General features: G+C 67.5%; 22 protein-coding genes and 2 pseudogenes. 10 read left to right on the top strand and 14 right to left on the bottom strand.

All coding sequences use genetic code 11. The features are described from left to right. Positions 1–131: 131 nt before the first annotated feature. Together AC5P7I_RS02815 and AC5P7I_RS02810 are read right to left on the bottom strand one after the other, a co-directional pair. Positions 132–683 (bottom strand): M23 family metallopeptidase, encoded by a 552-nt coding sequence (locus tag AC5P7I_RS02815; protein ID WP_169412200.1) that lies wholly within the window; start codon positions 681–683, stop codon positions 132–134. 77 nt (positions 684–760) lie between these two features. Further along, the gene (locus AC5P7I_RS02810; RefSeq protein WP_262088140.1) at positions 761–1243 is read right to left on the bottom strand and encodes an Lrp/AsnC family transcriptional regulator; all 483 of its coding nucleotides are present in this window, start codon (positions 1241–1243) and stop codon (positions 761–763) included. Positions 1244–1315: 72 nt separating this feature from the next. On the opposite strand from AC5P7I_RS02810, the gene AC5P7I_RS02805 reads away from it, so the two are divergent. Further along, the gene (locus AC5P7I_RS02805) at positions 1316–2185 is read left to right on the top strand and encodes an EamA family transporter (protein WP_262088139.1); all 870 of its coding nucleotides are present in this window, start codon (positions 1316–1318) and stop codon (positions 2183–2185) included. Positions 2186–2254: 69 nt separating this feature from the next. On the opposite strand, the gene AC5P7I_RS02800 is transcribed toward AC5P7I_RS02805, so the two are convergent. The 4 genes from AC5P7I_RS02800 to AC5P7I_RS02785 all read right to left on the bottom strand — a co-directional run bounded on the left by AC5P7I_RS02800 (position 2255) and on the right by AC5P7I_RS02785 (position 5544). Then, entirely contained in the window at positions 2255–2992 is a 738-nt protein-coding gene (locus AC5P7I_RS02800) for an endonuclease/exonuclease/phosphatase family protein (RefSeq protein ID WP_014648403.1), read from the bottom strand. A gap of 53 nt (positions 2993–3045) precedes the next feature. After that, a complete protein-coding gene (locus AC5P7I_RS02795) occupies positions 3046–3879 on the bottom strand; it encodes a thiol:disulfide interchange protein DsbA/DsbL (protein WP_014648402.1) in 834 nt (277 codons plus the stop codon). A 107-nt stretch (positions 3880–3986) separates the two neighbouring features. Further along, positions 3987–4637, bottom strand: coding sequence for a thiol:disulfide interchange protein DsbA/DsbL (locus AC5P7I_RS02790; RefSeq protein ID WP_032960695.1), 651 nt, complete (start codon positions 4635–4637; stop codon positions 3987–3989). A gap of 106 nt (positions 4638–4743) precedes the next feature. Continuing rightward, the gene (locus AC5P7I_RS02785) at positions 4744–5544 is read right to left on the bottom strand and encodes a c-type cytochrome (protein WP_014648400.1); all 801 of its coding nucleotides are present in this window, start codon (positions 5542–5544) and stop codon (positions 4744–4746) included. 156 nt (positions 5545–5700) lie between these two features. On the opposite strand from AC5P7I_RS02785, the gene yihA reads away from it, so the two are divergent. Then, positions 5701–6303 carry a ribosome biogenesis GTP-binding protein YihA/YsxC gene (gene yihA / locus AC5P7I_RS02780; protein ID WP_005411022.1) on the top strand — a complete coding sequence of 201 codons (603 nt, stop codon included), beginning with the start codon at positions 5701–5703 and terminating at the stop codon, positions 6301–6303. Between the two features lie 73 nt (positions 6304–6376). On the opposite strand, the gene AC5P7I_RS02775 is transcribed toward yihA, so the two are convergent. From AC5P7I_RS02775 to AC5P7I_RS02765, 3 genes are all read right to left on the bottom strand, one after another. Continuing rightward, positions 6377–7348 carry an MBL fold metallo-hydrolase gene (locus AC5P7I_RS02775; RefSeq protein WP_014648399.1) on the bottom strand — a complete coding sequence of 324 codons (972 nt, stop codon included), beginning with the start codon at positions 7346–7348 and terminating at the stop codon, positions 6377–6379. A 693-nt stretch (positions 7349–8041) separates the two neighbouring features. Continuing rightward, positions 8042–8866 carry a helix-turn-helix transcriptional regulator gene (locus AC5P7I_RS02770; RefSeq protein ID WP_069117884.1) on the bottom strand — a complete coding sequence of 275 codons (825 nt, stop codon included), beginning with the start codon at positions 8864–8866 and terminating at the stop codon, positions 8042–8044. Beyond that, positions 8863–9567, bottom strand: coding sequence for a VIT1/CCC1 transporter family protein (locus AC5P7I_RS02765; RefSeq protein WP_014648397.1), 705 nt, complete (start codon positions 9565–9567; stop codon positions 8863–8865). Before AC5P7I_RS02765 ends, AC5P7I_RS02770 begins: the two co-directional genes overlap by 4 nt. 152 nt (positions 9568–9719) lie before the next feature. Here AC5P7I_RS02765 and AC5P7I_RS02760 point away from each other — a divergent pair, with 152 nt between their 5' ends. Continuing rightward, positions 9720–11084 carry a glutamate--cysteine ligase gene (locus tag AC5P7I_RS02760; protein WP_014648396.1) on the top strand — a complete coding sequence of 455 codons (1365 nt, stop codon included), beginning with the start codon at positions 9720–9722 and terminating at the stop codon, positions 11082–11084. 122 nt (positions 11085–11206) lie between these two features. Here the strand turns inward: AC5P7I_RS02760 and AC5P7I_RS02755 are convergent, their stop codons facing one another. Beyond that, positions 11207–12265 carry an NAD(P)-dependent alcohol dehydrogenase gene (locus AC5P7I_RS02755; RefSeq protein WP_014648395.1) on the bottom strand — a complete coding sequence of 353 codons (1059 nt, stop codon included), beginning with the start codon at positions 12263–12265 and terminating at the stop codon, positions 11207–11209. A 107-nt stretch (positions 12266–12372) separates the two neighbouring features. On the opposite strand from AC5P7I_RS02755, the gene AC5P7I_RS02750 reads away from it, so the two are divergent. Beyond that, positions 12373–13257 carry a LysR family transcriptional regulator gene (locus AC5P7I_RS02750; RefSeq protein WP_014648394.1) on the top strand — a complete coding sequence of 295 codons (885 nt, stop codon included), beginning with the start codon at positions 12373–12375 and terminating at the stop codon, positions 13255–13257. A 115-nt stretch (positions 13258–13372) separates the two neighbouring features. On the opposite strand, the gene AC5P7I_RS02745 is transcribed toward AC5P7I_RS02750, so the two are convergent. Next, positions 13373–14035, bottom strand: a complete 663-nt coding sequence (locus AC5P7I_RS02745) for a TetR/AcrR family transcriptional regulator (protein ID WP_046432486.1) — start codon at positions 14033–14035, stop codon at positions 13373–13375. 75 nt (positions 14036–14110) lie between these two features. Between AC5P7I_RS02745 and AC5P7I_RS02740 the strand changes: the two genes are divergently transcribed. Next, positions 14111–14806, top strand: coding sequence for a DAPG hydrolase family protein (locus AC5P7I_RS02740; RefSeq protein WP_262088138.1), 696 nt, complete (start codon positions 14111–14113; stop codon positions 14804–14806). Positions 14807–14818: 12 nt separating this feature from the next. Here the strand turns inward: AC5P7I_RS02740 and AC5P7I_RS02735 are convergent. After that, a pseudogene (locus tag AC5P7I_RS02735) lies at positions 14819–15235 on the bottom strand (VOC family protein). Between the two features lie 114 nt (positions 15236–15349). On the opposite strand from AC5P7I_RS02735, the gene AC5P7I_RS02730 reads away from it, so the two are divergent. Beyond that, on the top strand, positions 15350–16027 hold the full coding sequence (locus tag AC5P7I_RS02730) for an SMI1/KNR4 family protein (protein ID WP_075076355.1): 678 nt from the start codon (positions 15350–15352) through the stop codon (positions 16025–16027). 112 nt (positions 16028–16139) lie between these two features. On the opposite strand, the gene AC5P7I_RS02725 is transcribed toward AC5P7I_RS02730, so the two are convergent. Continuing rightward, complete coding sequence (locus tag AC5P7I_RS02725) at positions 16140–17243, bottom strand: alkene reductase (protein ID WP_049408792.1); 1104 nt, start codon at positions 17241–17243, stop codon at positions 16140–16142. 129 nt (positions 17244–17372) lie between these two features. On the opposite strand from AC5P7I_RS02725, the gene AC5P7I_RS02720 reads away from it, so the two are divergent. Continuing rightward, positions 17373–18278 (top strand): LysR family transcriptional regulator, encoded by a 906-nt coding sequence (locus AC5P7I_RS02720; protein WP_049408783.1) that lies wholly within the window; start codon positions 17373–17375, stop codon positions 18276–18278. A 10-nt stretch (positions 18279–18288) separates the two neighbouring features. Here AC5P7I_RS02720 and AC5P7I_RS02715 read toward each other — a convergent pair. Beyond that, a pseudogene (locus AC5P7I_RS02715) lies at positions 18289–18708 on the bottom strand (Imm70 family immunity protein). 186 nt (positions 18709–18894) lie between these two features. On the opposite strand from AC5P7I_RS02715, the gene frmR reads away from it, so the two are divergent. The 3 genes from frmR to AC5P7I_RS02700 are packed head-to-tail and all read left to right on the top strand — an operon-like array spanning position 18895 to position 20703. Further along, on the top strand, positions 18895–19170 hold the full coding sequence (gene frmR / locus AC5P7I_RS02710) for a formaldehyde-responsive transcriptional repressor FrmR (RefSeq protein WP_005411009.1): 276 nt from the start codon (positions 18895–18897) through the stop codon (positions 19168–19170). Positions 19171–19228: 58 nt separating this feature from the next. Then, positions 19229–20338 carry an S-(hydroxymethyl)glutathione dehydrogenase/class III alcohol dehydrogenase gene (locus AC5P7I_RS02705; RefSeq protein WP_049440659.1) on the top strand — a complete coding sequence of 370 codons (1110 nt, stop codon included), beginning with the start codon at positions 19229–19231 and terminating at the stop codon, positions 20336–20338. 8 nt (positions 20339–20346) lie between these two features. Then, positions 20347–20703 carry a YqcC family protein gene (locus AC5P7I_RS02700; RefSeq protein ID WP_049440658.1) on the top strand — a complete coding sequence of 119 codons (357 nt, stop codon included), beginning with the start codon at positions 20347–20349 and terminating at the stop codon, positions 20701–20703. Positions 20704–20765 lie beyond the last annotated feature (62 nt).

Below are 20765 nucleotides of genomic sequence, written 5' to 3'. Positions count from 1 at the left end.
CGGGTGGGAAACGGGCGGGCAGGCCGTCCTGGCACCACCGGAAACGAAAGAAATGGTAATACGAACTATTCCTATTTACAAATCATGAACGAGGTAGGCGCTCACGCGGGCCGCGACGCAGCGCATGGTGTTCAGCGCAGCAGCGGCAGCGGATCGCGCGCGCCATCGGCGCCGTAGATGCCCCAGTGCAGGTGGGGCGGCGTGCCCTTGGCATTGCCGCTGTCGCCTACATGCCCGAGCAGGTCGCCGGCCTGGACCACCTGGCCGCGCGCCAGGCCCTCGGCCCAGTCGTCCAGATGGGCGTAGTAGTAACGTTCGCGCCCGGGCCCGATCACCCAGACCTGGCGGCCACCGAGGCCGCGCTCGCTGACGTCCGCGATGACGCCGGCAGTGACGCTGCGCACCGCGGTGCCGCGCTTGGCGAAGATGTCGATGCCGGCGTGGGAGCGGTCACGGCCACGTGGTGCGCCGAAGGTGTCGGCGATCTGGCGTGGCCGCACGCCGTCCACCGGCACCGCCAGTTGCGTGGCCGGCGGCATACGAGAGAGTGTCCACAGCAGCTTCGGCGCAGCGGCCCATGGGCTGTTCCACAGCGCCATCGCGGCAATGAGGGCGATGGCCAGCCACAGGCCGCGCAGCAACCAGCGGCGCAGGCGACGGGCGGGGAAGGGCGGTGTACTCATGGTTTCAAAGTGTAGAGTCGAGCCATGCTCGACTGCTGTTGCGTTGCGATCAGGAGGCAGTCGAGCATGGCTCGACTCTACAGGCCTGGCAGCAGCGGCACTTCGAAACTGCGCTTCAACGTCCCCAGCGCGACCGACGTACGGAAGCGCTCGATGTTGTCATCGCCGCCGAACAACCGCTCGGTAATGGCCTCGTACTCTTCCATCGACGCCGCCGAAAGCAGCAGCAGGAAATCGCCATCGCCGGTGATCGAGTAGCACTGCTGCACGGCCGGGTCGTTTTGCACGCGGCGCTTGAACGGCGCCACGCGGTCGCGCTGCTCGCTGACCACGCGCACCTCCACGATGATGGTCAGTGGCCGCCCGACCTTGGCGGCGGCGACCACCGCCACATTGGCCGCGATCACGCCGCTGTCCTGCAGGCGCTTGATGCGGCGCTGCACGGCCGGCGTGGACAGGTGCACGGCCTCGGCGATTTCGCGCTGCGGCAGGGTGTTGTCCCGCTGCAGCAGGTCGAGGATGGCGCGGTCGAAGCTGTCGAGCACGGGGGCGGTGGCCATGGCGAGCAGAAGTTGCACGAACGGGCCGTCAATTGAGCCAAGTGCTCGGCGCTGGCGCAATAGACTTTGCCCATGCAGACCCCACGACTCGCGCCGATGTTGCCGGCGCTGGCGGTGCTTGGCTCGGTCACCTCGCTGGCCATCGGCACCTCCTATGCAAAACACCTGTTCCCGCTGATCGGCGCGCAGGGCACCAGCGCGCTGCGCGTGGGCTTCTCGGCGCTGTTGCTGCTGCTGTTCTGGCGGCCGTGGCGCTGGAAGACCAGCCGCCCGGATGCGATCACCATCCTGCGCTACGGCCTCACCCTGGGCCTGATGAACCTGCTGTTCTACATGGCCCTGCGCACCATTCCCTTCGGCATCGCGGTGGCCATCGAATTCACCGGGCCGCTGACGGTGGCCATGCTGTCGTCGCGACGGCCGATCGATTTCCTCTGGGTGGGCTGTGCGGCGGTGGGGCTGCTGTTGCTGCTGCCGATCGGCGGTGGTCCGGCGCTGGATCCCGCTGGCGTGCTGTATGCGATGGGGGCTGCGGCGTGCTGGGGCCTGTACATCGTGTTCGGCAAGCGTGCCGGCCACCTGCATGCCGGGCATTCGGTGTCGCTGGGGCTGCTGGCGGCATCCCTGGTGGTGGTGCCGGTGGGCGTGGTGCATGCCGGTGCCGCGCTGCTCGACCCGAAGATCCTGGCCGCCGGGCTGCTGGTGGCGCTGGTGTCCAGCGCGATCCCGATGTCACTGGAGATGATGGCGCTCAAGCGCCTTCCGAAGGAGACCTTCGGCATCCTGATCAGCATGGAACCGGCGGTGGCCGCGCTGTGGGCGATGCTGCTGCTGCACGAGCACCTGCATGGGCTGCAGTGGCTGGCGATCGGCTGCACGGTGCTGGCCTCGGTGGGCAGCACGATGACCGCGCGGCGCCTGAAGGCACCGGCCGCCGCCTGAAGAAGGGGACGGAGGGGATTAAGTCGTTTATGCATAAACGACTTAATCCCCTCCGTCCCCTTTTTGGGGTCAGCGCAGGGTGTCGGCCGGGACGTCGATCTGCATCGCCAGGGCGAGGTGATCGGAGAACGCGGCTGGTACGGCTTCCACGGTACGAGTCTGCAGGCCACTGCTGACCAGGATGTGGTCGATGGCGCGGTCGGGGCGCCAGCTGGGGAAGGTCGGCACGATGCAGCCCGGGGGCTGCAGCCGGGTCTTCTGGTACAGCACCTGCATTTCCGGGCGTTCGGCCAGGCAGTTGAAGTCGCCCATCAGCACCGCGTTGGGGTGGTCGGACAGCAGCTCGGCGATGAAGCCCAGCTGCGACATCCGCGAGCCCGCGCCCAATGACAGATGCGCCACCGCCACCGCCAGGCCATCGGTACCATCGCCGAACTTGGCCAGCAGCACGCCGCGCCCGCCGATGCGGCCGGGCAGGGCATGGTCCTGCACTTCCACCGGTTCCAGCTTGCTCAGCAGGCCATTGGCACTGGACGCCACGCCGCCCATGCGCCGGTTCGGCTGGTGGCTCCAGTAGTTGAAGCCGGCGCGCTGGGCCAGGTAGTGGGTCTGGTTGGTGAAGCCCGAGCGCAGGCTGCCCGGGTCGGCCTCCTGCAGGCCGACGATGTCATGGTCGCGCGCCAGGGTGGCGATCGCGTCCAGGCTGCTGCGCTTGCGCCCCGCCGGCAGCGCATGTGACCAGCTGCGGGTCACATAGTCGCTGTAGCGGCGGGTACTTGAGCCGGCCTGGATGTTGGCCGTCAGCAAGCGCAGGGTCCGTGTACGGGGGGAATTCACGGCCGGGAAATGCTTCTCTTGGATCAGTGAGCCTGGGCCGCACCGCGTTCGCGGGCGATCAGGTGGTCGGCGATGCGCAGCATGTCCGGGAAGCTCTTGCCCTTCACCAGATACTTGCCGTTGACGATGATCGACGGGGTGCCGCTGATCTGGCTGCGCTGGGCGAACTGCTTGGCCGAGTTGGTCTTGGCGTTCACCGCGAAGCTGCCCATGGTGGCGGCGAACTGCTTCGGATCCACGCCATAGGCGGCGTAGAACTTGGCGATGTCTTCCACCGAGTCACGGCCGCGCTCGCCCTTCAGGGTCTTCTGCGAGTGGATGGCGGCGTACAGCGCTTCGTGGGTCTTTTCCTGCACGCCCAGGGTCTGCGCGGCGTAGAAGGCACGGGCGTAGTCATCCCAGGTGCCGCCGAACATGGCCGGCACGTAGACGAAGTTCACGTCGCTGGGCAGGCCGGCCTTCCACGGGCCGACCAGCGGCTGGAATGCGGCGCAGGCCGGGCAGACGTAGCCGAAGATCTCGGTCACTTCGATCTTGCCGGCAGCCGGCTGGAACGGCTGGCCGTTCGGGATCACCTGGTAATCGGCGCCTTCCACCGGGGCCGGGCCGGTCAGCGCGGCGGTGGTCGGGGCCGGCGCCGCGGCGGGGGCGGCTTCGGCCGGGGCCTTTTCGCCTTCGGCGGCAGCCGGAGCGGTGCCTTCGCTGCCCGTGGCCGGCGCAGCGGCCGGTTCGGCGGTGGCCGGGGCGGCTGCCGGTGCGGCCGGGGCCGCGGTGGTGTTGGTGCTGCCGTCATCAGCCTTGCAGGCAGCCAGGATCGGCAGCAGCGCTGCGAGGGCGAGGGCGTAACGGATCTTCATGGAAACGTCTCCAGCATCTGGAAAGGTGGGGGCCGGCGCCAGGCGCCAGCCAGGGGGAAATGATGACATGCGGCGGCGACAGCGCCGTGTCGAGGGTGGGCGTTGGTTCAGCGGCCGCGGGCGGCGCGGGCCTGCGCGATCAGCGCCGAGGCGATGCGCAGCTGGTCGTCGAAGCTGTTGCCCCGCACCAGGTACTGGCCGTTGATGATGATGGCCGGGGTGCCCGGGATCTTGGTGCGCTGGGCGAACGCGCGCGCGGCCTCGACCTTCTTCTGCACGGCATCGCCGCGCAGCGCCTGGAGGTAGCGGTCCGGGGTCACGCCGTAGGCCTTGTAGAACGTGGCGAGCTCATCGGCCGAGACGTTCTGCATCGGCAGCGATCCCTGCTCGTGCAGGGCCTTGAACACGGCAGCGTGGCTGCGCTTGGCCACGCCGACTTCGTCGGCGGCGTAGTAGGCCAGTGCCCAGGCATCCCAGGCGCCACCGAAGGCCGCCGGCACCGGGGTGAAACGCACGTCGGCCGGCAGCTTGGCCGCCCAGGCTTCCAGCTGCGGTTCGAAATGGGCGCAGTGCGGGCAGGTATAGCCGAAGACCTCGACCACTTCGATCTTGCCGGCCAGCGGCTGGAACGGGCCTGGCTGGGCGATGCGCTCGTAGTCTTTGCCCTCGACCAGCGGGGCATTGGCGGGGGTGGCGGCGCAGGCTGCCAGCGGCAGCAGCACCAGCACGGACAACAGCAGGCGGGAAATCAACCTCATCGACACGCATCTCCGTTGAAAAAAGCAACGCCGGCGCGGTCGCCGGCGTGAAGGAAACATACCGCAGCCGTGGGCCGGCGTCGCGGCCCGGGCCGACCAGTGGTGGTCAGGGGGCGGCAGCCGGTTGCGTCGGCGTGGCCGCAGCGGCCACATCGTCGGCCTTGTTGTGCAGGCCCTGCAGGTAGCTCGACAGCGCCTGCACCTCCTGCTCGCTGAGCTTCTGCGCGACCGTGGCCATGATCTGGAAGTGCGCCTTGTCGGTCTCGTTGGTCTGGCCGGCCTGGTACTCCTGCAGGCGGCGCGCGACATAGCTGGCGTGCTGCCCACCGAGGTGCGGATAGGCCGGGCCGGGATTGCCGGCACCGCTGGGGCCGTGGCAGGCCATGCAGGCCGGCAGGCCGCGCTTGGCATCGCCGCCGCGGTACAGCTGCTGGCCGATCTCGTAGAACTTCATGCCCTTGTAGGGGCCATCGGTCACTGCCGTGTCATCGGCGATGCCGGCGTTGGCCTTCTGCGTGGCGAAGTAGGCGCCGATATCGCGCATGTCCTGCGGGGTGAGGTTCTGCACGAACGGCACCATCGCCACCGCCGCGCCGGAACTGCGCTGGCCGTTGGCGATCAGGGCCATCTGCTGGGCCACGTAGCGCTCGCTCTGGCCGGCAATGGACGGGTACATCTCCACCGTGGAGTTGCCGTCGGCACCATGGCAGGCCGCGCAGGCCGTCGCCTTGGTCTGGCCGGCCTTGGCATCGCCCCAGTGGGTCTTGCTGAAGTCCACCTCCAGCGAGGCGGTATTGATCGGCCCGTTGTCGGGCAGCGGGGTCAACGTGGTCTGCGCGAACGCAGCAGCGGCAACGACTACAGCAGTGGCAAGGGCGGATACGGCAAGAACGCGAGCGTGGCGCATGCTGAAGCTCCGTATGGACCGGGCCGGACGGTGGCCGCCGGCATCGCCCGGATTATCAACGCCGTTTCCGCGCACGGTCAACGCAGCAGTGCAGCAAAATGGCCGCAGCGGCCGCCGACACGGGCGCGCGGCGCCGCAACATGCGATCCTAGGCACATGTCATTGCTCATCGAACGCGCCCGTTACCACCTTTCGGCCCACAACGTGCGGCAGCTGCCGCCCGACGAAGGGGCTGAAGTGGCCTTCGCCGGCCGCTCCAACGCCGGCAAGTCCAGTGCGCTCAACGCGCTGACCCGCCAGAACGCCCTGGCCCGTGTCTCCAAGACCCCCGGCCGCACCCAGCAGCTGGTGTTCTTCCAGGTCACCCCGGAAGCGCATCTGGTCGACCTGCCCGGTTACGGCTACGCCAAGGTGCCGCTGGACCTGCAGGCGCACTGGCAGGCCTTCATTGACAAGTATTTCCGCACCCGCGAGGCCCTCAAGGGCCTGGTGGTGGTGATGGACATCCGCCACCCCCTGAAGGACTACGACCGGCAGATGCTGTCCTATGCCGTGCAGCGTGGCCTGCCGGCGCACGCGTTGCTGACCAAGGCCGACAAGCTCAGCCGCAGCCAGCAGATGCAGTCCCTGCAGAAGGTGCGCAAGGAGCTGCAATCGGCTTACGGTGACAGCGTCAGCGTGCAGGTGTTCTCCGGCGAAGACCGTACCGGCGTGGACGAAGCCCGCGGCGTGATCGGCGGCTGGCTGGGGCTGGAATAAGGCATTTACGGTCGCCCGGCTGGCAGCCGGGCGCTACCCGATCGGGTGGGTGCCGACCTTGGTCGGCACACCCTCACAACGGCGAATACTCCGCCGGCACCCACGCATAGGCCTGGCCCTCGCCACGCACATGGCCCAGGCCCGGGAACGGCAGGTGCGCACCGGCCACCCACCAACCGTTGGCGGTGGCCTGCTGCAGCAGCCCGCGACGGCTGGCGATGGCCGCCTTGCGGTCCGAATCGGCCTCGAATGCCGCTTCCGGGTGCGCGAACTGCACCGCATGGAAGTGCAGCACATCACCCCACACCAGCAGTGACTGGCCCTGGCTGTCGAACCGGTAGGAGACATGGCCGGGGGTATGGCCGTGGGTGTCCATCGCCACCGCGCCACCGGGCAGGGCATCGCCGGGGCTGAACGTGCGCAGGTGGCCGCTGGCCTGGTAGGGCGCGACCGCGTTGCGTGCCAGCGGGAAGGCGAAGCGCACGCCCTTCGGCGCCGTGGCCTCGCTGGCCGGGCTGAGCCAGTAATCGGCATCGGCCTTGGACAGCCACACCGTGGCATTCGGGTAGGCCGGCTTGCCCTGCGCGTCGAGCACGCCGCACAGATGGTCCGGGTGGGCGTGAGTCAGCAGCACCTCGTCCACCTCGGCCGGGTCCACGCCGGAGGCGCGCAGGTTGCCCAGCACCTGGCCCAGGCCGGGGCCGAAGCACTGCGCGGTGCCGGTATCGACCAGGGTCAGGTGGTTGCCCTGGCGCACCAGGAAGGCGTTGATCGCGGTCTGCAGGCCCTTCTTGTCTTCCGGTACGTAGCGGCCTTCCAACAGGCGGCTGACCAGTGTCGGCGGCACGTTGACCACTTCCTGCCGGCCCAGCGCGACCACGCCGTCGAACAGGGCGGTGACCTGCAGCGCACCAACGCGCTGGTGGTAGACGCCGGGCACCTGCTGGGTGGGAGCGGGCGAGGTGGCTTCGGCCAGTGCAGCCAGCGGCAGGGACGACAGGGCCAGCAGCAGGGCGCCGCGCAGCGGCAGGGGACGCAGGATCATGGCGGTTCTCGGTGGATGACGGGCGGTTCCGTTGTGCCCAGCGTGCCGTGGCCGGCGTGTGCACGGCGCTCAAACCACTGCGCGGAATGCTCAGGGAAGGGGGGGCTGCAGGGCTGCGCCCTGCACCCGCAGAGGCAACGGCAACGGCCGAAGCAACAGCAACAGCGACAGCGGGCTATCTGGGATGGCGGGGTGGGTCCGGTTGCGGGAGACGCCGTAAACCCCGCTCCGCGGTCCGGCCCAGTCGCTGGCGGCTGGGCGTTCGGGCGCTTGCGAAGCAGTGCTTCGCAAGCAAAGCGCCCTCACCCATGGGGGCTTGGCCGCGGCATCCATGCCGCGGACACTCCCGCAACCGGACCCACCCCGCCTTCGACAGTTTTCCGCGATCTGTCAGCTCGCGGGGTCAGATCCGTTTTCCGCAGGAAAACGGATCTGACCCCAGATCGATTTCGATATCTGACAGATGTGTCGACCAAGGTCGACACCTACCAACAGCCGCCGGAATCTGTCGAAGGCGGGGCACTGTGGGTTGGCGGGGTGTGAGCCGCATGGATGCGGCGACCAAGCCCCCATGGACGGGTTTACGGCGTCCCCGCAAACCCACAGTGCCCCGCCATCCCACGGGATGCACGCTATTGCTGTTGCTCTTGCTCTTGCTTCGGCAGGTGCAGGGCGCAGCCCTGCCGAACCCCCTCAAATATCTGTGGGAGCCAGCCCGTACTGCTCGGCGAAGCGCTTGCTGAAACTGGCCGCAGACCGGTAGCCCGCGCGTGCGGCCACGGTCTTCAACGGCAGGTCGGTGGTGTAGAGCAGCTGCATGCCATGTGCCAGCCGGGCCTCGGTGAGCAGCTGGCGCAGGCTGGTGTCCTCGGCCGCCAGGCGACGGCGCAGGGTCGCGCCGCTCAGCGCGAACTGTTCTTCCACATCGCGTGATTGCCAGTCGCGTGCTGGTTCGGCGGCGATGCGGTCGCGGATCTGTTCGCCCAGGCTTGGAGCCTGCGGCAGCAGCAGGTTGCCGTGGCCCTGTCGGCACAGGGTCAGCACCAGCGAGGCCAGGGCCAGCCGCGCGTCGCTGTAACGGCCGTCCTGCAGCGATTGCCGCCACTGGCGCAGCACCGCGCCATGGTCGATCAACGGCAGTCGCGCCATCGCCTGGCCGGGGGCGGGAAGCTCTTCATTCCAGAGCGTACGCGCCGCCGCCAGCACTTCGGTGCAGAGCGGCACGATGGCACTGAGGTAGCGGCCGCTGCAGGGATCGGGGGTGTTGACCACGTCGATGCGGCACCGCTGGGTCAGCAGCAGGATGTCGCCGGGAACGAACGTCAGCGACTGGTGTGCGGTACGTACCTGCTTGCGGCCTTCTAGCAGGATCGCGAACTGCGGTTGCGGAACCTCCACCGAGCTGGCGCCATGCTCGCGGCGTGCGGTGATGCAGGCATAGCCCTCGGCGCGCCCGCAGCCGGCCAGGCTGGCCATCTCGGCCAGCAACGCAGTGGCCGCTGGCAGCATGCCGGTCATGACACCTGGGCACCGAACAGGCGACCGACGCCGGCCGCCGCAGCCATCGCCAGCGCGCCCCAGAACATCACCCGGACCGCGCCGCGTACAGGCGGTGCGCCCCCGGCCTGGGCCGCCACCGCGCCGGTCAGGCACAGGCCGAGCAGGGTGCTGGCCGTGGTCATCAACGCAACCTTGTCGGTCGGCGCGAGCAGGGCGGTCAGCACCGGCAGCGCCGCACCGCAGGTGAACGCACCGGCCGAGGCCAGCGCCGCCTGCAGCGGGCGCGCGCGCAGGGTGTCAGTGATGCCCAGCTCATCGCGGGCGTGGGCACCCAGTGCATCGTGGGCGGTAAGCTGTTCGGCCACCTGCCGGGCCAATGCAGGCTCCAGGCCGCGGTGGCGGTAGATCGCGGCCAGCTCCTCCAGTTCGCTGTGCGGGTCTTCGCGCAGCTCGCGCTTTTCCATTGCCAGGTCGGCCGCTTCGGTGTCGGCCTGGGTCTGCACCGACACATACTCGCCGGCGGCCATCGACATCGCGCCGGCCACGGTGCCGGCCACGCCGGTGGCAAGGATAGTGGTGGCGGAGGCGCCGCTGGCCGCCACGCCGACCACCAGGCCGGCCACCGAGACGATGCCATCGTTGGCCCCCAGCACGGCGGCACGCAACCAGCCGACGCGCTCGGAGCGGTGCAGTTCGGGGTGTCGCGAATGACGGTTCATGACGCCGAGTGTACGAGGGTCAAGAGGGCGTCGGTAGGATGCTGAAACCCGTCACCGTCGCATGACGCAACGGGGTGCCACGCTATAGTGCGCCCTTGCGATGGAAGGCCGCGAGCCCCACATCCCCCGCCACCGTCCAGCGAGCCTTCCCCTTGTCGAGCCCCAGCCACGTCGCCGATACCCCCATTACCGACCGCTCGCAGCTGGTGGAGGTGATCGCCTCCGGCGAAAAGCCCCGCGCGCAGTGGCGCATCGGTACCGAGCACGAGAAATTCGGGTTCCGCCTGGACGACCTGCGCCCGCCGACCTTCGAGGGCGAGCGCGGCATCGAAGCGTTGCTCAACGGGTTGGTCCGCTTCGGCTGGGAGCCGGTGCAGGAAAACGGCAACACGATCGCGCTGCTGCGCGACGGTGCCTCGGTGACGCTGGAACCGGCTGGACAGCTGGAACTGTCCGGCGCGGCGCTGGAGACCATCCACCAGACCTGCGTGGAGACCGGCACCCACCTCAACGAAGTGGCACAGGTGGCCGGCGAACTGCAGCTGGGTTTCCTCGGCATGGGCTTCCAGCCGAAGTGGAAGCGCGATGAAATGCCCTGGATGCCGAAGGGGCGCTACAAGATCATGCGCTCGTACATGCCCAAGGTCGGTTCGCTGGGCCTGGACATGATGACCCGCACCTGCACGGTGCAGGTGAACCTGGACTACGCCACCGAAGCGGACATGGTGAAGAAGTTCCGCGTGTCGCTGGCGCTGCAGCCGATCGCCACCGCGCTGTTCGCCGATTCGCCGTTCACCGAAGGCAAGCCGAACGGCTACCTGAGCTACCGCTCGCACATCTGGACCGACACCGACGCCGACCGCACCGGCATGCTCGACTTCGTGTTCGAGGATGGTTTTGGTTACGAGCGCTATGTCGACTACCTGCTCGACGTGCCGATGTATTTCTCCTACCGCGATGGCATCTACCACGACGCCAGCGGGCAGAGCTTCCGCGATTTCATGCAGGCCAGGCTGCCGGTGCTGCCGGGTGCGCTGCCGACGCTGCGCGACTGGTCGGACCACATGACCACCGCGTTCCCGGAAGTGCGCCTGAAGAAGTACCTGGAAATGCGCGGTGCCGATGGTGGCCCGTGGAGCCGCCTGTGTGCGCTGCCGGCATTCTGGGTGGGCCTGTTGTATGACGACACCGCACTGGATGCCGCCTGGGACCTGGTACGCGATTTCACCCTGGCCGAGCGCCATGCACTGCGCGACGGCGTGCCGAAGCATGCGATGAACCTGCCGTTCCGCAATGGCACGGTGCGCGACCTGGCCCGCGAAGCGGTGAAGATTTCCGTCGAAGGCCTCAGGCGCCGTGCGGCGCGCAATGCCGACGGCCAGGACGAGAGCAAGTTCCTGGACGTGCTGCAGGAGATCGTCGAATCCGGCCTGACCCCGGCCGAGCGCAAGCTGGCGCTGTTCCATGGCCGCTGGCACGGCGACGTCGATCCGGTGTTCCGCGAGTTCGCGTACTGAGTGGATTGCGGTAGTGTCGGGCGCTGGCCGGCAGATGTATGGGGTTGCCGGCCAGCGGCCGGCACTACCAGAAGAAAAACCCCGGCATTGCCGGGTTTTTTCTTTTTCGCATCTGCCCTGGATCAGGCGGCGTTCTGCATCGTCGCCATGTCGATCACGAAGCGGTAGCGCACATCGTTCTTCGCCATGCGTTCCCAGGCTTCGTTGACGTTCTTGATGTCGATGATCTCGACGTCGCTGACGATGCCGTGCTCGGCACAGAAGTCCATCATTTCCTGGGTTTCGGCCATGCCGCCGATTGCCGAGCCGGTCAGGTGCTTGCGGCCGAAGATCACGCTGCCGCCGGTCAGCGGCGGGTCCAGTTCGGTCAGCACGCCGACCAGGCACATGGTGGCCTCGCGCTTGAGCAGGCCCATGTACGGGTTGGTGTCATGGCCGACCGGGATGGTGTTGAGCAGGAAGTCGAAGCTGCCGGCGTGCGCCTTCATCTGCGCGGCATCGCGCGAGACCAGTACCTCATCGGCGCCCAGGCGCTTGGCATCGGCACCCTTTTCCGGCGTGGTGGTGATCATCACGACGTGCGCGCCCAGTGCCTTGGCGAACTTCACGCCCATGTGGCCGAGGCCACCGAGACCGATCACGCCCACCTTCTGCCCCGGGCCGACCTTCCAGTGGCGCAGCGGCGACCAGGTGGTGATGCCGGCGCACAACAGCGGGGCGGCCGCCTTCAGGTCGAGGGTGTCGGACACCTTCACCACGAAGCGCTGCTCGACCACCACGTGGTCGGAATAGCCGCCGTAGGTCGGCGCGCCGGTTTCGCGTTCACGGCCGTTGTAGGTCCAGGTCGCGCCTTCGGCGCAATATTGCTCCAGATCGTGCTCACAGGCGTCGCAGTGGCGGCACGAGTCGACCATGCAGCCGACGCCGGCGTGGTCGCCAACCTTGAAGCGGGTGACGTTGCTGCCGACTTCGGTCACCCGGCCGATGATCTCGTGGCCCGGCACCATCGGGTAGATCGAGCCACCCCAGTCATCGCGGGCCTGGTGCAGGTCGGAATGGCAGATGCCGCTGTAGAGGATCTCGATGCGCACGTCGTCCGGGCCGACCGCGCGGCGTTCGAACTCGTACGGGACCAGCGGGTCGGTATGGGAATGGGCGGCGTAACCACGGGCGAGGGACATGGGGAATCCTTGGCAGGGTTTATCGAAAGGCGTTTTACAATACGCCCCGCAACCAGCAGCAAGAAGCGCGGATATCGGCATGATTCATCAAGTGAAACTGCACAATCGTGGCCACTGACAACCTCTCCCACCTGGCCGCGTTCGCCGCGGTCGCCCGCCACCGCAGCTTCCGCCGTGCCGGCGCCGAGCTGGCGCTGTCGACCTCGGCGGTGAGCTACGCGATCCGCGCGCTGGAGGAACGGTTGGGGGTGGGCCTGTTCCATCGCACCACCCGCAGCGTGGCCCTGACCGAGGCCGGGCAGCGCCTGCTGGAGCGCCTGCAGCCGGCGTTGGGGCAGGTGCACGACGCACTGGAAGAAATGAACCACTTCCGCGCAGCCCCGGCCGGCCTGCTGCGCATCAACGCCACCCGCGCGGCGGTACCGACCCAGTTGGGGCCGAGGCTGGCGCGCTTCCTGCACGCCCATCCCGACGTGCGGGTGGAGCTGACCGAAAATGACGGCCTGGTCGACATCGTCGCCGAGGGCTACGACGCCGGCGTGCGCCTGCATGAGTTCGTGCCGGAGGACATGGTGGCGGTGCCGATGGGGCCGCCACTGCGCGGGCTGATCGTCGGCTCGCCGGACTACCTGCGGCGTCGGCCGGCACCGCAGCATCCGCGCGACCTGGCCGCGCACGAATGCATCCGCTTCCGCTTCGCCAGTGGGCACCTGTACAAGTGGCAGTTCGAGCGCGATGGGCAGGCGCTGGAGATCGACGTGCCCGGGCGGTTGACCCTGTGCGAGCAGGGCACGATCGTGCGCGCCGTTCTGGATGGCATCGGCCTGGCGTACGTGCTGGAAGACACGGCAAGGCCGTACATCGAATCGGGGCAGATGGTGGCGGTGCTGGAAGACTGGAGCGAGCCGTTTGCCGGCTTCGCGCTGTACTACCCGAAGCAGCGGCAGATGCCGGGCGCGTTGCGTGCGTTCGTGGATATGTTGCGCGAGTGAGTTGCGATGGATGACGTGGTGCCGACCAACGGTCGGCACCCACCGGGGCAGGGCGTTGCCGATCAACGAATCGACATCGGCCGGTAGATCCACGCCATGCGTGGATGGCACCACGCTACGGCCCTTGCAACACCGGCGCCAACAACGCCACGCACTCACGCAGATGCATCTCCACCGGCGCATCCTCGGCCACCACGCCGATCACGCGTTCGCGCAGCGGCTCGGCCACGGCCATCGCCAGGATCAGCCGCGCCATGCATGCGGAATCTCCCTCGCGCAGCAGTCCACGCTGCTGCTGACGTGCCAGCCAGTCGGCCAGCAGCGCACGGCCGCGTTCGATGCCGTTGTCGAGGTAGGCCTGCAGCAGCGCGTCCTTGCCGGGGAAATCGGTGGCCAGCAGGCGGAACACCTGCACCGCCTGCGCCGATAGCGCCTGCGTGCACACCGCGTGCAGGATGTCCTGCAGCAACGGCACGACCTCTTGGGCATTGCGCGCATCACGCTGCAGCTTTGGCGCGAAGCCGTCGGTCCACTCACGCACCGCCAACCCGACCAGCTCCTCGCGGTTGCTGGCATGGCGGTAGACGGTCTTCTTCGCCACCCCGGCGTGCGCCGCCACCGCTTCAATGGTGGTGGCCTCGTAACCCTGTGCCAGCAGCAGCTCCAGCGTGGCCTGCAGCACCGCGTGGCGGACTTCGGCTTCCGGTCGCGCAGGGCGGCCACGGCGGCGGGTCGGTGATGTGGGCGCGGGCAGGGTGGTGCTGTTCATTGCGCCCATCTTACCGCATCCGGTTAATTGCGAAACGTAAAGCGTTTCCGTATTTTCGAGTCTCCCAACCCGTAGGAGACCCCCATGGATACCGCTGTGAACGCTCGCCCCTGGCTGGACCACCACGATCTGCTGGACCCGGCGCCGATGCATCTGGAAACCGGCATCCAGCGCCGCGAAGACGGCACGATGCTGGTGGCGGTGCGCACCGATCTGCACGGCTGCAAGGGCCGCATGCTGGACTGGTGGTTCACCTTCTTCGAGACCACCCAGCACATCCGCTGGTGGCATCCGGTCGATCATGTCGAGCATCGCGGCTGGGACGCGGCCTGGCAGCGCGGGCGCAGCTACCACGGCGCCAGCATCCATGCGGTGGAATCGCTCGCTGACATTCCGCCGGTGGCGGCGCGCCTGAAGTTCCATGACCCGCGCACCTTGCTGGTGCCCGAACGCCTGCAGGCGGCACAGGATGCAGGCCATGTATCGGCGGTGATCGCCGCGCGCATCGGCTTCGGTGATCACGTGCGTCTGGATGTACAGGGCGATCCCTGCGATGGGCAGATGCTGCATGTGGCGCGCGATACGCCGTTTGGCTGCGTGCTGCGCAGCCGCTTCGTGCTCGGCCTGGACAGCGCCGATCCGCGTCGCGATGCCGGCGACGCGGTCGGCCTGGGCCTGCTCAGGCACTGCTATACGGAGTTCAGTTTCCTGTCGCGGCTGCTGCCTTCGCTGTACTACGGCGAGCGCGCCAACGGCGAAGCAGTGCCGTTGCCGTGGTGAACGGCGCGCCGGTCATTCAACCAGCGCATCGTAGCCTTCGCCACTGAACTGGATCAGGCAGAAGCCATGCCCGAACGGATCGGCCAGTACGGCGATGCGTCCTCAGCGACGCTCGCGCACGGACTGCTCGAGTGTCGCCCCGGCCGCAACTGCACGTGCCAGCGCGGCTTCAATGTCATCCACCACCCAGTCCAGGTGCAGCGGCGTCCAATGACGCTCGTAGTCGCGCACGTCGCCGTCTTCCGTGGCGGCGCTGCCGGCGTCGTTGTGCAGCAGGTAGAGCGGCGTTGGCCCACCGAGCAGCTCCACGGCGCCCGGGCCGAGACGGCGGCCGATGCGCAGGCCGAAGGCCCGGATGTAGAAGTCTTCGGCGGCGGCCAGGTCGGGCACGTCCATGTTGACGATGAAGCTGTGGGCAGTGGCGTTCATGGTAGCGATGGGCGGCATCCGGTGGTCGCAGTCTAGTCCTGCCGCGTGGTGCTGCCGGTTCATCTCCTGCGCGGATTCGGGCAAGCTGGGCGGTCTCGATCGACAAGGACATCCATGAGCGCGCTATCCGGCATAGAACAGGCCACCGGCCAGACCTTCCCGCCCCTGTTCAAGCAGTTGCATGCAGCGGGTCGGTTGAGCTGGGGTGCTCCCCATCCGGAATGGTCCGAGGTGGTATTCCCGGCGCTGCAGGCAGAACCGCCGGTGCTGCTGTACGCCCAGGATTATGAGCCGTTGGAACACGATGAACTGCTCGAGGCGTGGCAGGAGCTGACCGCGGAGGATCATTACAATCCCCTGCGCACTGACCTGCAGTTGCTGCCCTTTGCGCGGACCGGCGCGGGTGACAGTTACTGTTTCTGGAGCAACGCGCCCGGTTTCAGCGAACCGCCGGTGGTGATGGTGTGGCATGACGACGACCGTGCCGACGTGCTGGCCGCCAGCTACCAGGATTTCGTGTTCCGCAAGATGGTCGAAGCGGTTGCCGACTACCAGCGGCCGTACACACTGCTGTCGCACGGCGAGCTGGCCGGGAATCTGCAGCGCTGGCTGCAGACTCACCATTCCTTCCTGCGCGGCGACCAGTACGCGGCATTGCAGCGGCTGTTCGCCCGCGTTGACGATATTGAAGAAGGGAACTTCAGCGAAGACGAGGCACAGGCCATCGTCGCTGAAGTGATCGGCTTCGAGCGGTTGGACGAGTCGTTCGCCTACGTGCGCGAGGACGCCTGAGGGCTGGGGTCGGATCCGGGCGCAGCGTGGCTCTGACTCCTTGTTCGCCGAACAGGGGTCAGAGCCCTTTCCGTTGGAAGGGGATCCGACCCCGTGCGGGCCCCGTGCGGGATCAGCCTGCGGCCGGGTAATCGAGATAGCCCGCCTCGCCGCCCCCGTAATAGGTGCTGCGGTCGGGCGTGGCCAACGCGATGTTGCGCTGCAGGCGTTCGACCAGATCCGGGTTGGCGATGAACGGCTGGCCGAACGCGGCAAGGTCGATGGTGCCGGCCTCGACCAGCTGCAGGGCGCGTTCGCGGGTCATGCCGCCGGCCAGGATCACGGTGCCACCGTAGGCCTGCTTGAACTGCTGCAGGAAGGCCTCGCCCAGCACCGACTGGCCCGCCTGCTGGTTGTCGTTGAGATGCACATAGGCCAGGCCGCGCTTGCCCAGTTCCTCGGCCAGGTACAGATAGGTGGCCTCGTTGTCGGGGTAGAACGGCATGTCGAAGGTGAGATTGTTCGGTGCCAGGCGCACGCCGATGCGCTGCGCACCGATGCGCTGGGCCATCGCATCGACGGTGTCCAGGATCAAGCGCGCGCGGTTGGGCAGCGAGCCGCCGTAGTGATCTTCGCGCTGGTTGATGACCGGATTGAGGAACTGTTCGAACAGGTAGCCGTTGGCGGCATGCAGTTCGATGCCGTCGAATCCGGCGGCGATGGCGTTCTCTGCGCCGCGCACGAAGTCGTCGACGATGCCGGGGATCTCTGCGGTCTCCAGTGCACGTGCCGGGGTGGGATCGGCGTGGCCGCGGCTGCCATCGTCCAGGTACACGAACGAGGTGTTCTTCGGTGCGCTGGCCACCGGGCGGGTACCGGCGCTGACCGGTTGCCCACCGTCGGGCTGCAGCGAGGAATGCGACATGCGGCCGACGTGCCAGAGCTGGGCGAAGATCGTGCCCTGTGCGGCATGCACCGCCTCGGTGACGAGCTTCCACCCGGCCACCTGCTCGGCCGACCAGATACCCGGGACGTCGATGTAGCCCTGGCCCTGCGGCGAGACCGGGGTGCCTTCACTGATGATCAGGCCGGCGCTGGCGCGCTGCCGGTAGTACTGCGCGGTGAGTTCGTTGGCGACCGCACCGGGGTTGCGGGCGCGGGTCATCGGGGCCATCGCGATGCGGTTGCGCAGGGCGGTGCCTGCCAGATCGAAGGGGCGGAACAGGGCGGCGATCATGTCGGTCATCTCGGTGTGGGGGAAGGCGCCAGCGGCGCGATGCACACAGGATGGAGTTGACATGCGGACGCATAAAGCGCTTCGATCTCCCTGGGCGCGGGACTATTTGTCCCCAATGGAGCGTGATAGATGCTGCCGCTGGAATCGTTGAATGGCCTGGTGACCTTCGTTACCACGGCCCGCTCAGGCAGCTTCACCGAGGCTGCCGACGCGCTGGGCATCTCGCGCTCGGCAGTGGGCAAGGCCATCGCCCGGCTGGAAGCGCGGCTGGGCGTGCGCCTGTTCCACCGCACCACGCGGCGCATCGCGCTGACCACCGATGGCGAGGCGTACTACGCATCGTGTGCGGCGGCGCTGGAAGAAATCTCCGCCGCCGAAGCCTGCCTGGGGTCGGCCGGCCTGCCCAGCGGACGGCTGCGCATCGACATGCCGTCCTCGTTCGGGCGGCTGGTGGTGCTGCCCGTGCTGCTGCGCCTGTGCCGGCAGTACCCGGACCTGCAACTGACGATGACCTTCACCGATCACTTCGTCGATCCGGTCGAAGAGGGCATCGACCTGCTGATCCGCTTCGGCGGGTTGCACCAGGCCGAGCACCTGGTCGCGCGCCGGCTGGGTCGCCAGCGCCTGGTCACCTGCGCATCGCCGGAGTACCTGCAGGCGCATGGCGTGCCAGCGACCGTGGAGGAACTGGCGCAGCATCGCAGCATCGTCGGCTTCCGCCATGGGCAACCGGTGGCGTGGCGGATTGGCAGTGATGACGCCGAGGGAACGTTCATCCCGAACGCGGCCTACCAGCTCAACGATGGTGACGCAGTGATCGATGCGGCCATCGCAGGACTGGGCATCTGCCAGATGCCCATTTCACTGGTACGCCGACATCTGGAATCCGGCGCGCTGCACTCGGTGCTGGATGCGCACATGCAACGGCATATCGACATCCATGCGCTGTGGCCACCGACTCGGCACCTGCGGCCGAAGGTGCGCTATGTGGTGGATGAGCTGGCGCGGCTGGCGGCTCAGGGCCTGTTTGACTGAGCGTAGGGCGTCAGTAGTCGACGATCCGGGCGGACGTGTCTTCGCCTTCCTGAAGTGCTTCAAATACCTCAGCCAGAAGCGCGATCAGATCGCGCCCATGTGAGGTGACGAAGTAGGTCGCCAGGCTGTCGATGTCGCCAGCGATATCGTCTCCCCACGGTGGACGCTGGGTTCGATCCTCGAACGACCAGATGACACGGGCTGGCGGAAGCTCGGCCAGCTCGCGGCGGACCCTATGCAGTTCGGCCAGCGCGTCGGCAGCATCTGATTGCTGCAGTCAGCCGGCGTACAGTTGCCTCATGAGGATAGGGAAACGGCTTCCCCATCCATCCGGTTCCAGATTGCCGGTGATCGTCGAGAAGAACGCGTACAGAAAGTCGCCGCTGCCGATCTCATCGGTGATGCGCCCGAGCTGGATACCAACGCCCATTACCTGTTCCTGATTCTGTAGTTCCCAGAGCATGCCTCATGTGTTGATGGTAGAAGCTGGGTTTCTGTAAATGATTGATCCTAATGAATTCAAGGGCGCCGCTGCGGAGGCGGGAGATGCCATTCCCGTCACCTTGAGAACATCTGTGTATACTATCCCCCAGTATAGTTCCGAGGTGGCCTCGCCATGCCGCACTCCCCCGAAGAGAAGAAGAAGGTCCTGGCCCGCGTGCGCCGCATCCGTGGCCAGTGCGATGCGCTGGACCGCGCGCTGGAAGCTGGCGCCGACTGCGGGCCGGTGCTGCAGCAGATCGCCGCCATCCGTGGCGCGGTCAACGGCCTGATGTCCGAGGTGATGGAGGCCCATCTGCGCGAGGAGTTCGGGCAACCCGCCGCCTCCGACGAACAACGCGCCGAACGCGTGCGCGACATGAGCGCGTTGATCCGTTCGTACCTGAAATAAACGACGGCGCAACATGGCGCCGCCCATCCTGTCATTGCCTGTCTCTGGAGAGTCCACCATGAAGTCCCGTGCCGCCGTCGCCTTTGGTCCCGGCCAGCCGCTGCAGATCGTCGAGATCGACGTCGCCCCGCCGAAGAAGGGCGAAGTGCTGGTGAAGATCACCCACACCGGTGTCTGCCACACCGATGCGTTCACGCTGTCCGGCGATGATCCGGAAGGCCTGTTCCCGGTGGTGCTGGGCCATGAAGGCGCCGGCATCGTGGTTGAAGTGGGCGAGGGCGTGACCAGCGTCAAGCCGGGCGACCACGTGATTCCGCTGTACACCGCCGAGTGCGGCGAGTGCCTGTTCTGCAAGAGCGGCAAGACCAACCTGTGCGTGGCCGTGCGCGCGACCCAGGGCAAGGGCGTGATGCCCGATGGCACCAGCCGCTTCAGCTACAACGGTGAGCCGCTGTACCACTACATGGGTTGCTCGACCTTCAGCGAGTACACCGTGGTGGCCGAAGTGTCGCTGGCGAAGATCAATCCGGAAGCAAACCCGGAACACGTCTGCCTGCTCGGCTGCGGCGTCACCACCGGCATCGGCGCGGTGCACAACACCGCCAAGGTGCAGGAAGGCGACAGCGTGGCGGTGTTCGGCCTCGGCGGCATCGGCCTGGCGGTGATCCAGGGTGCGCGCCAGGCCAAGGCTGGCCGCATCATCGCGGTGGACACCAATCCGTCCAAGTTCGAACTGGCGCGCGAATTCGGCGCCACCGACTGCATCAACCCGAAGGATTTCGATAAGCCGATCCAGCAGGTCATCGTCGAGATGACGACCTGGGGCGTGGACCACAGCTTCGAGTGCATCGGCAACGTCAATGTGATGCGCGCGGCGCTGGAATGCGCGCACCGTGGCTGGGGCCAGAGCGTGGTGATCGGCGTGGCCGGTTCGGGCCAGGAGATCTCCACCCGTCCGTTCCAGCTGGTGACCGGCCGCAAGTGGATGGGCACCGCCTTCGGTGGCGTGAAGGGCCGCAGCCAGCTGCCGGGCATGGTCGAGGATGCGATGAAGGGCGATATCGAACTGGCCCCGTTCGTCACCCACACCATGGAACTGGACAAGATCAACGACGCCTTCGACCTGATGCATGAAGGCAAGTCGATCCGTTCGGTGGTCCACTACTGAGCCGCGGCGTGGGCTGGTTCGACGCCCTGCGCAGGCCGCGTGCGGAGGATCCACGCGCGGCCCTGGTCGACCCGATCGAGCAGGCGCTGCGCGCGCTGGGGTGGGTCGAGGGCGGCGTGGGTCCTCCGCGCGTGGTGGACTCGCCCTTCGGCATTGATGAAATGCCGTTCGAGCACTGGCTGGCACAGGTATTCCTGCCGCGCCTGCACGAAGCCCGCGCCGACGGCCAGTGGCCACCGCGCAGCGACGTGGCGGTGGCGGCGTACCGCAACCTGGACGGCCAGCCTGGCGTCGAATCGTTGCTGCGCCTGCTGGCACAGCTGGATGAACTGATCAACCAAGGCGTCCACGCCGGGCGTGGATAAGCCGACCAAGGTCGGCATCTACCAGAAGCACGCGTGCGCTGACGCGCCGCGCAGGAGAGCAC

It is taken from the genome of Stenotrophomonas sp. YJH_SMC_138, from assembly GCF_059369855.1.
Note: the sequence above shows the minus strand (reverse complement) of the source record. Positions and strands in the feature narration are given on the sequence as shown.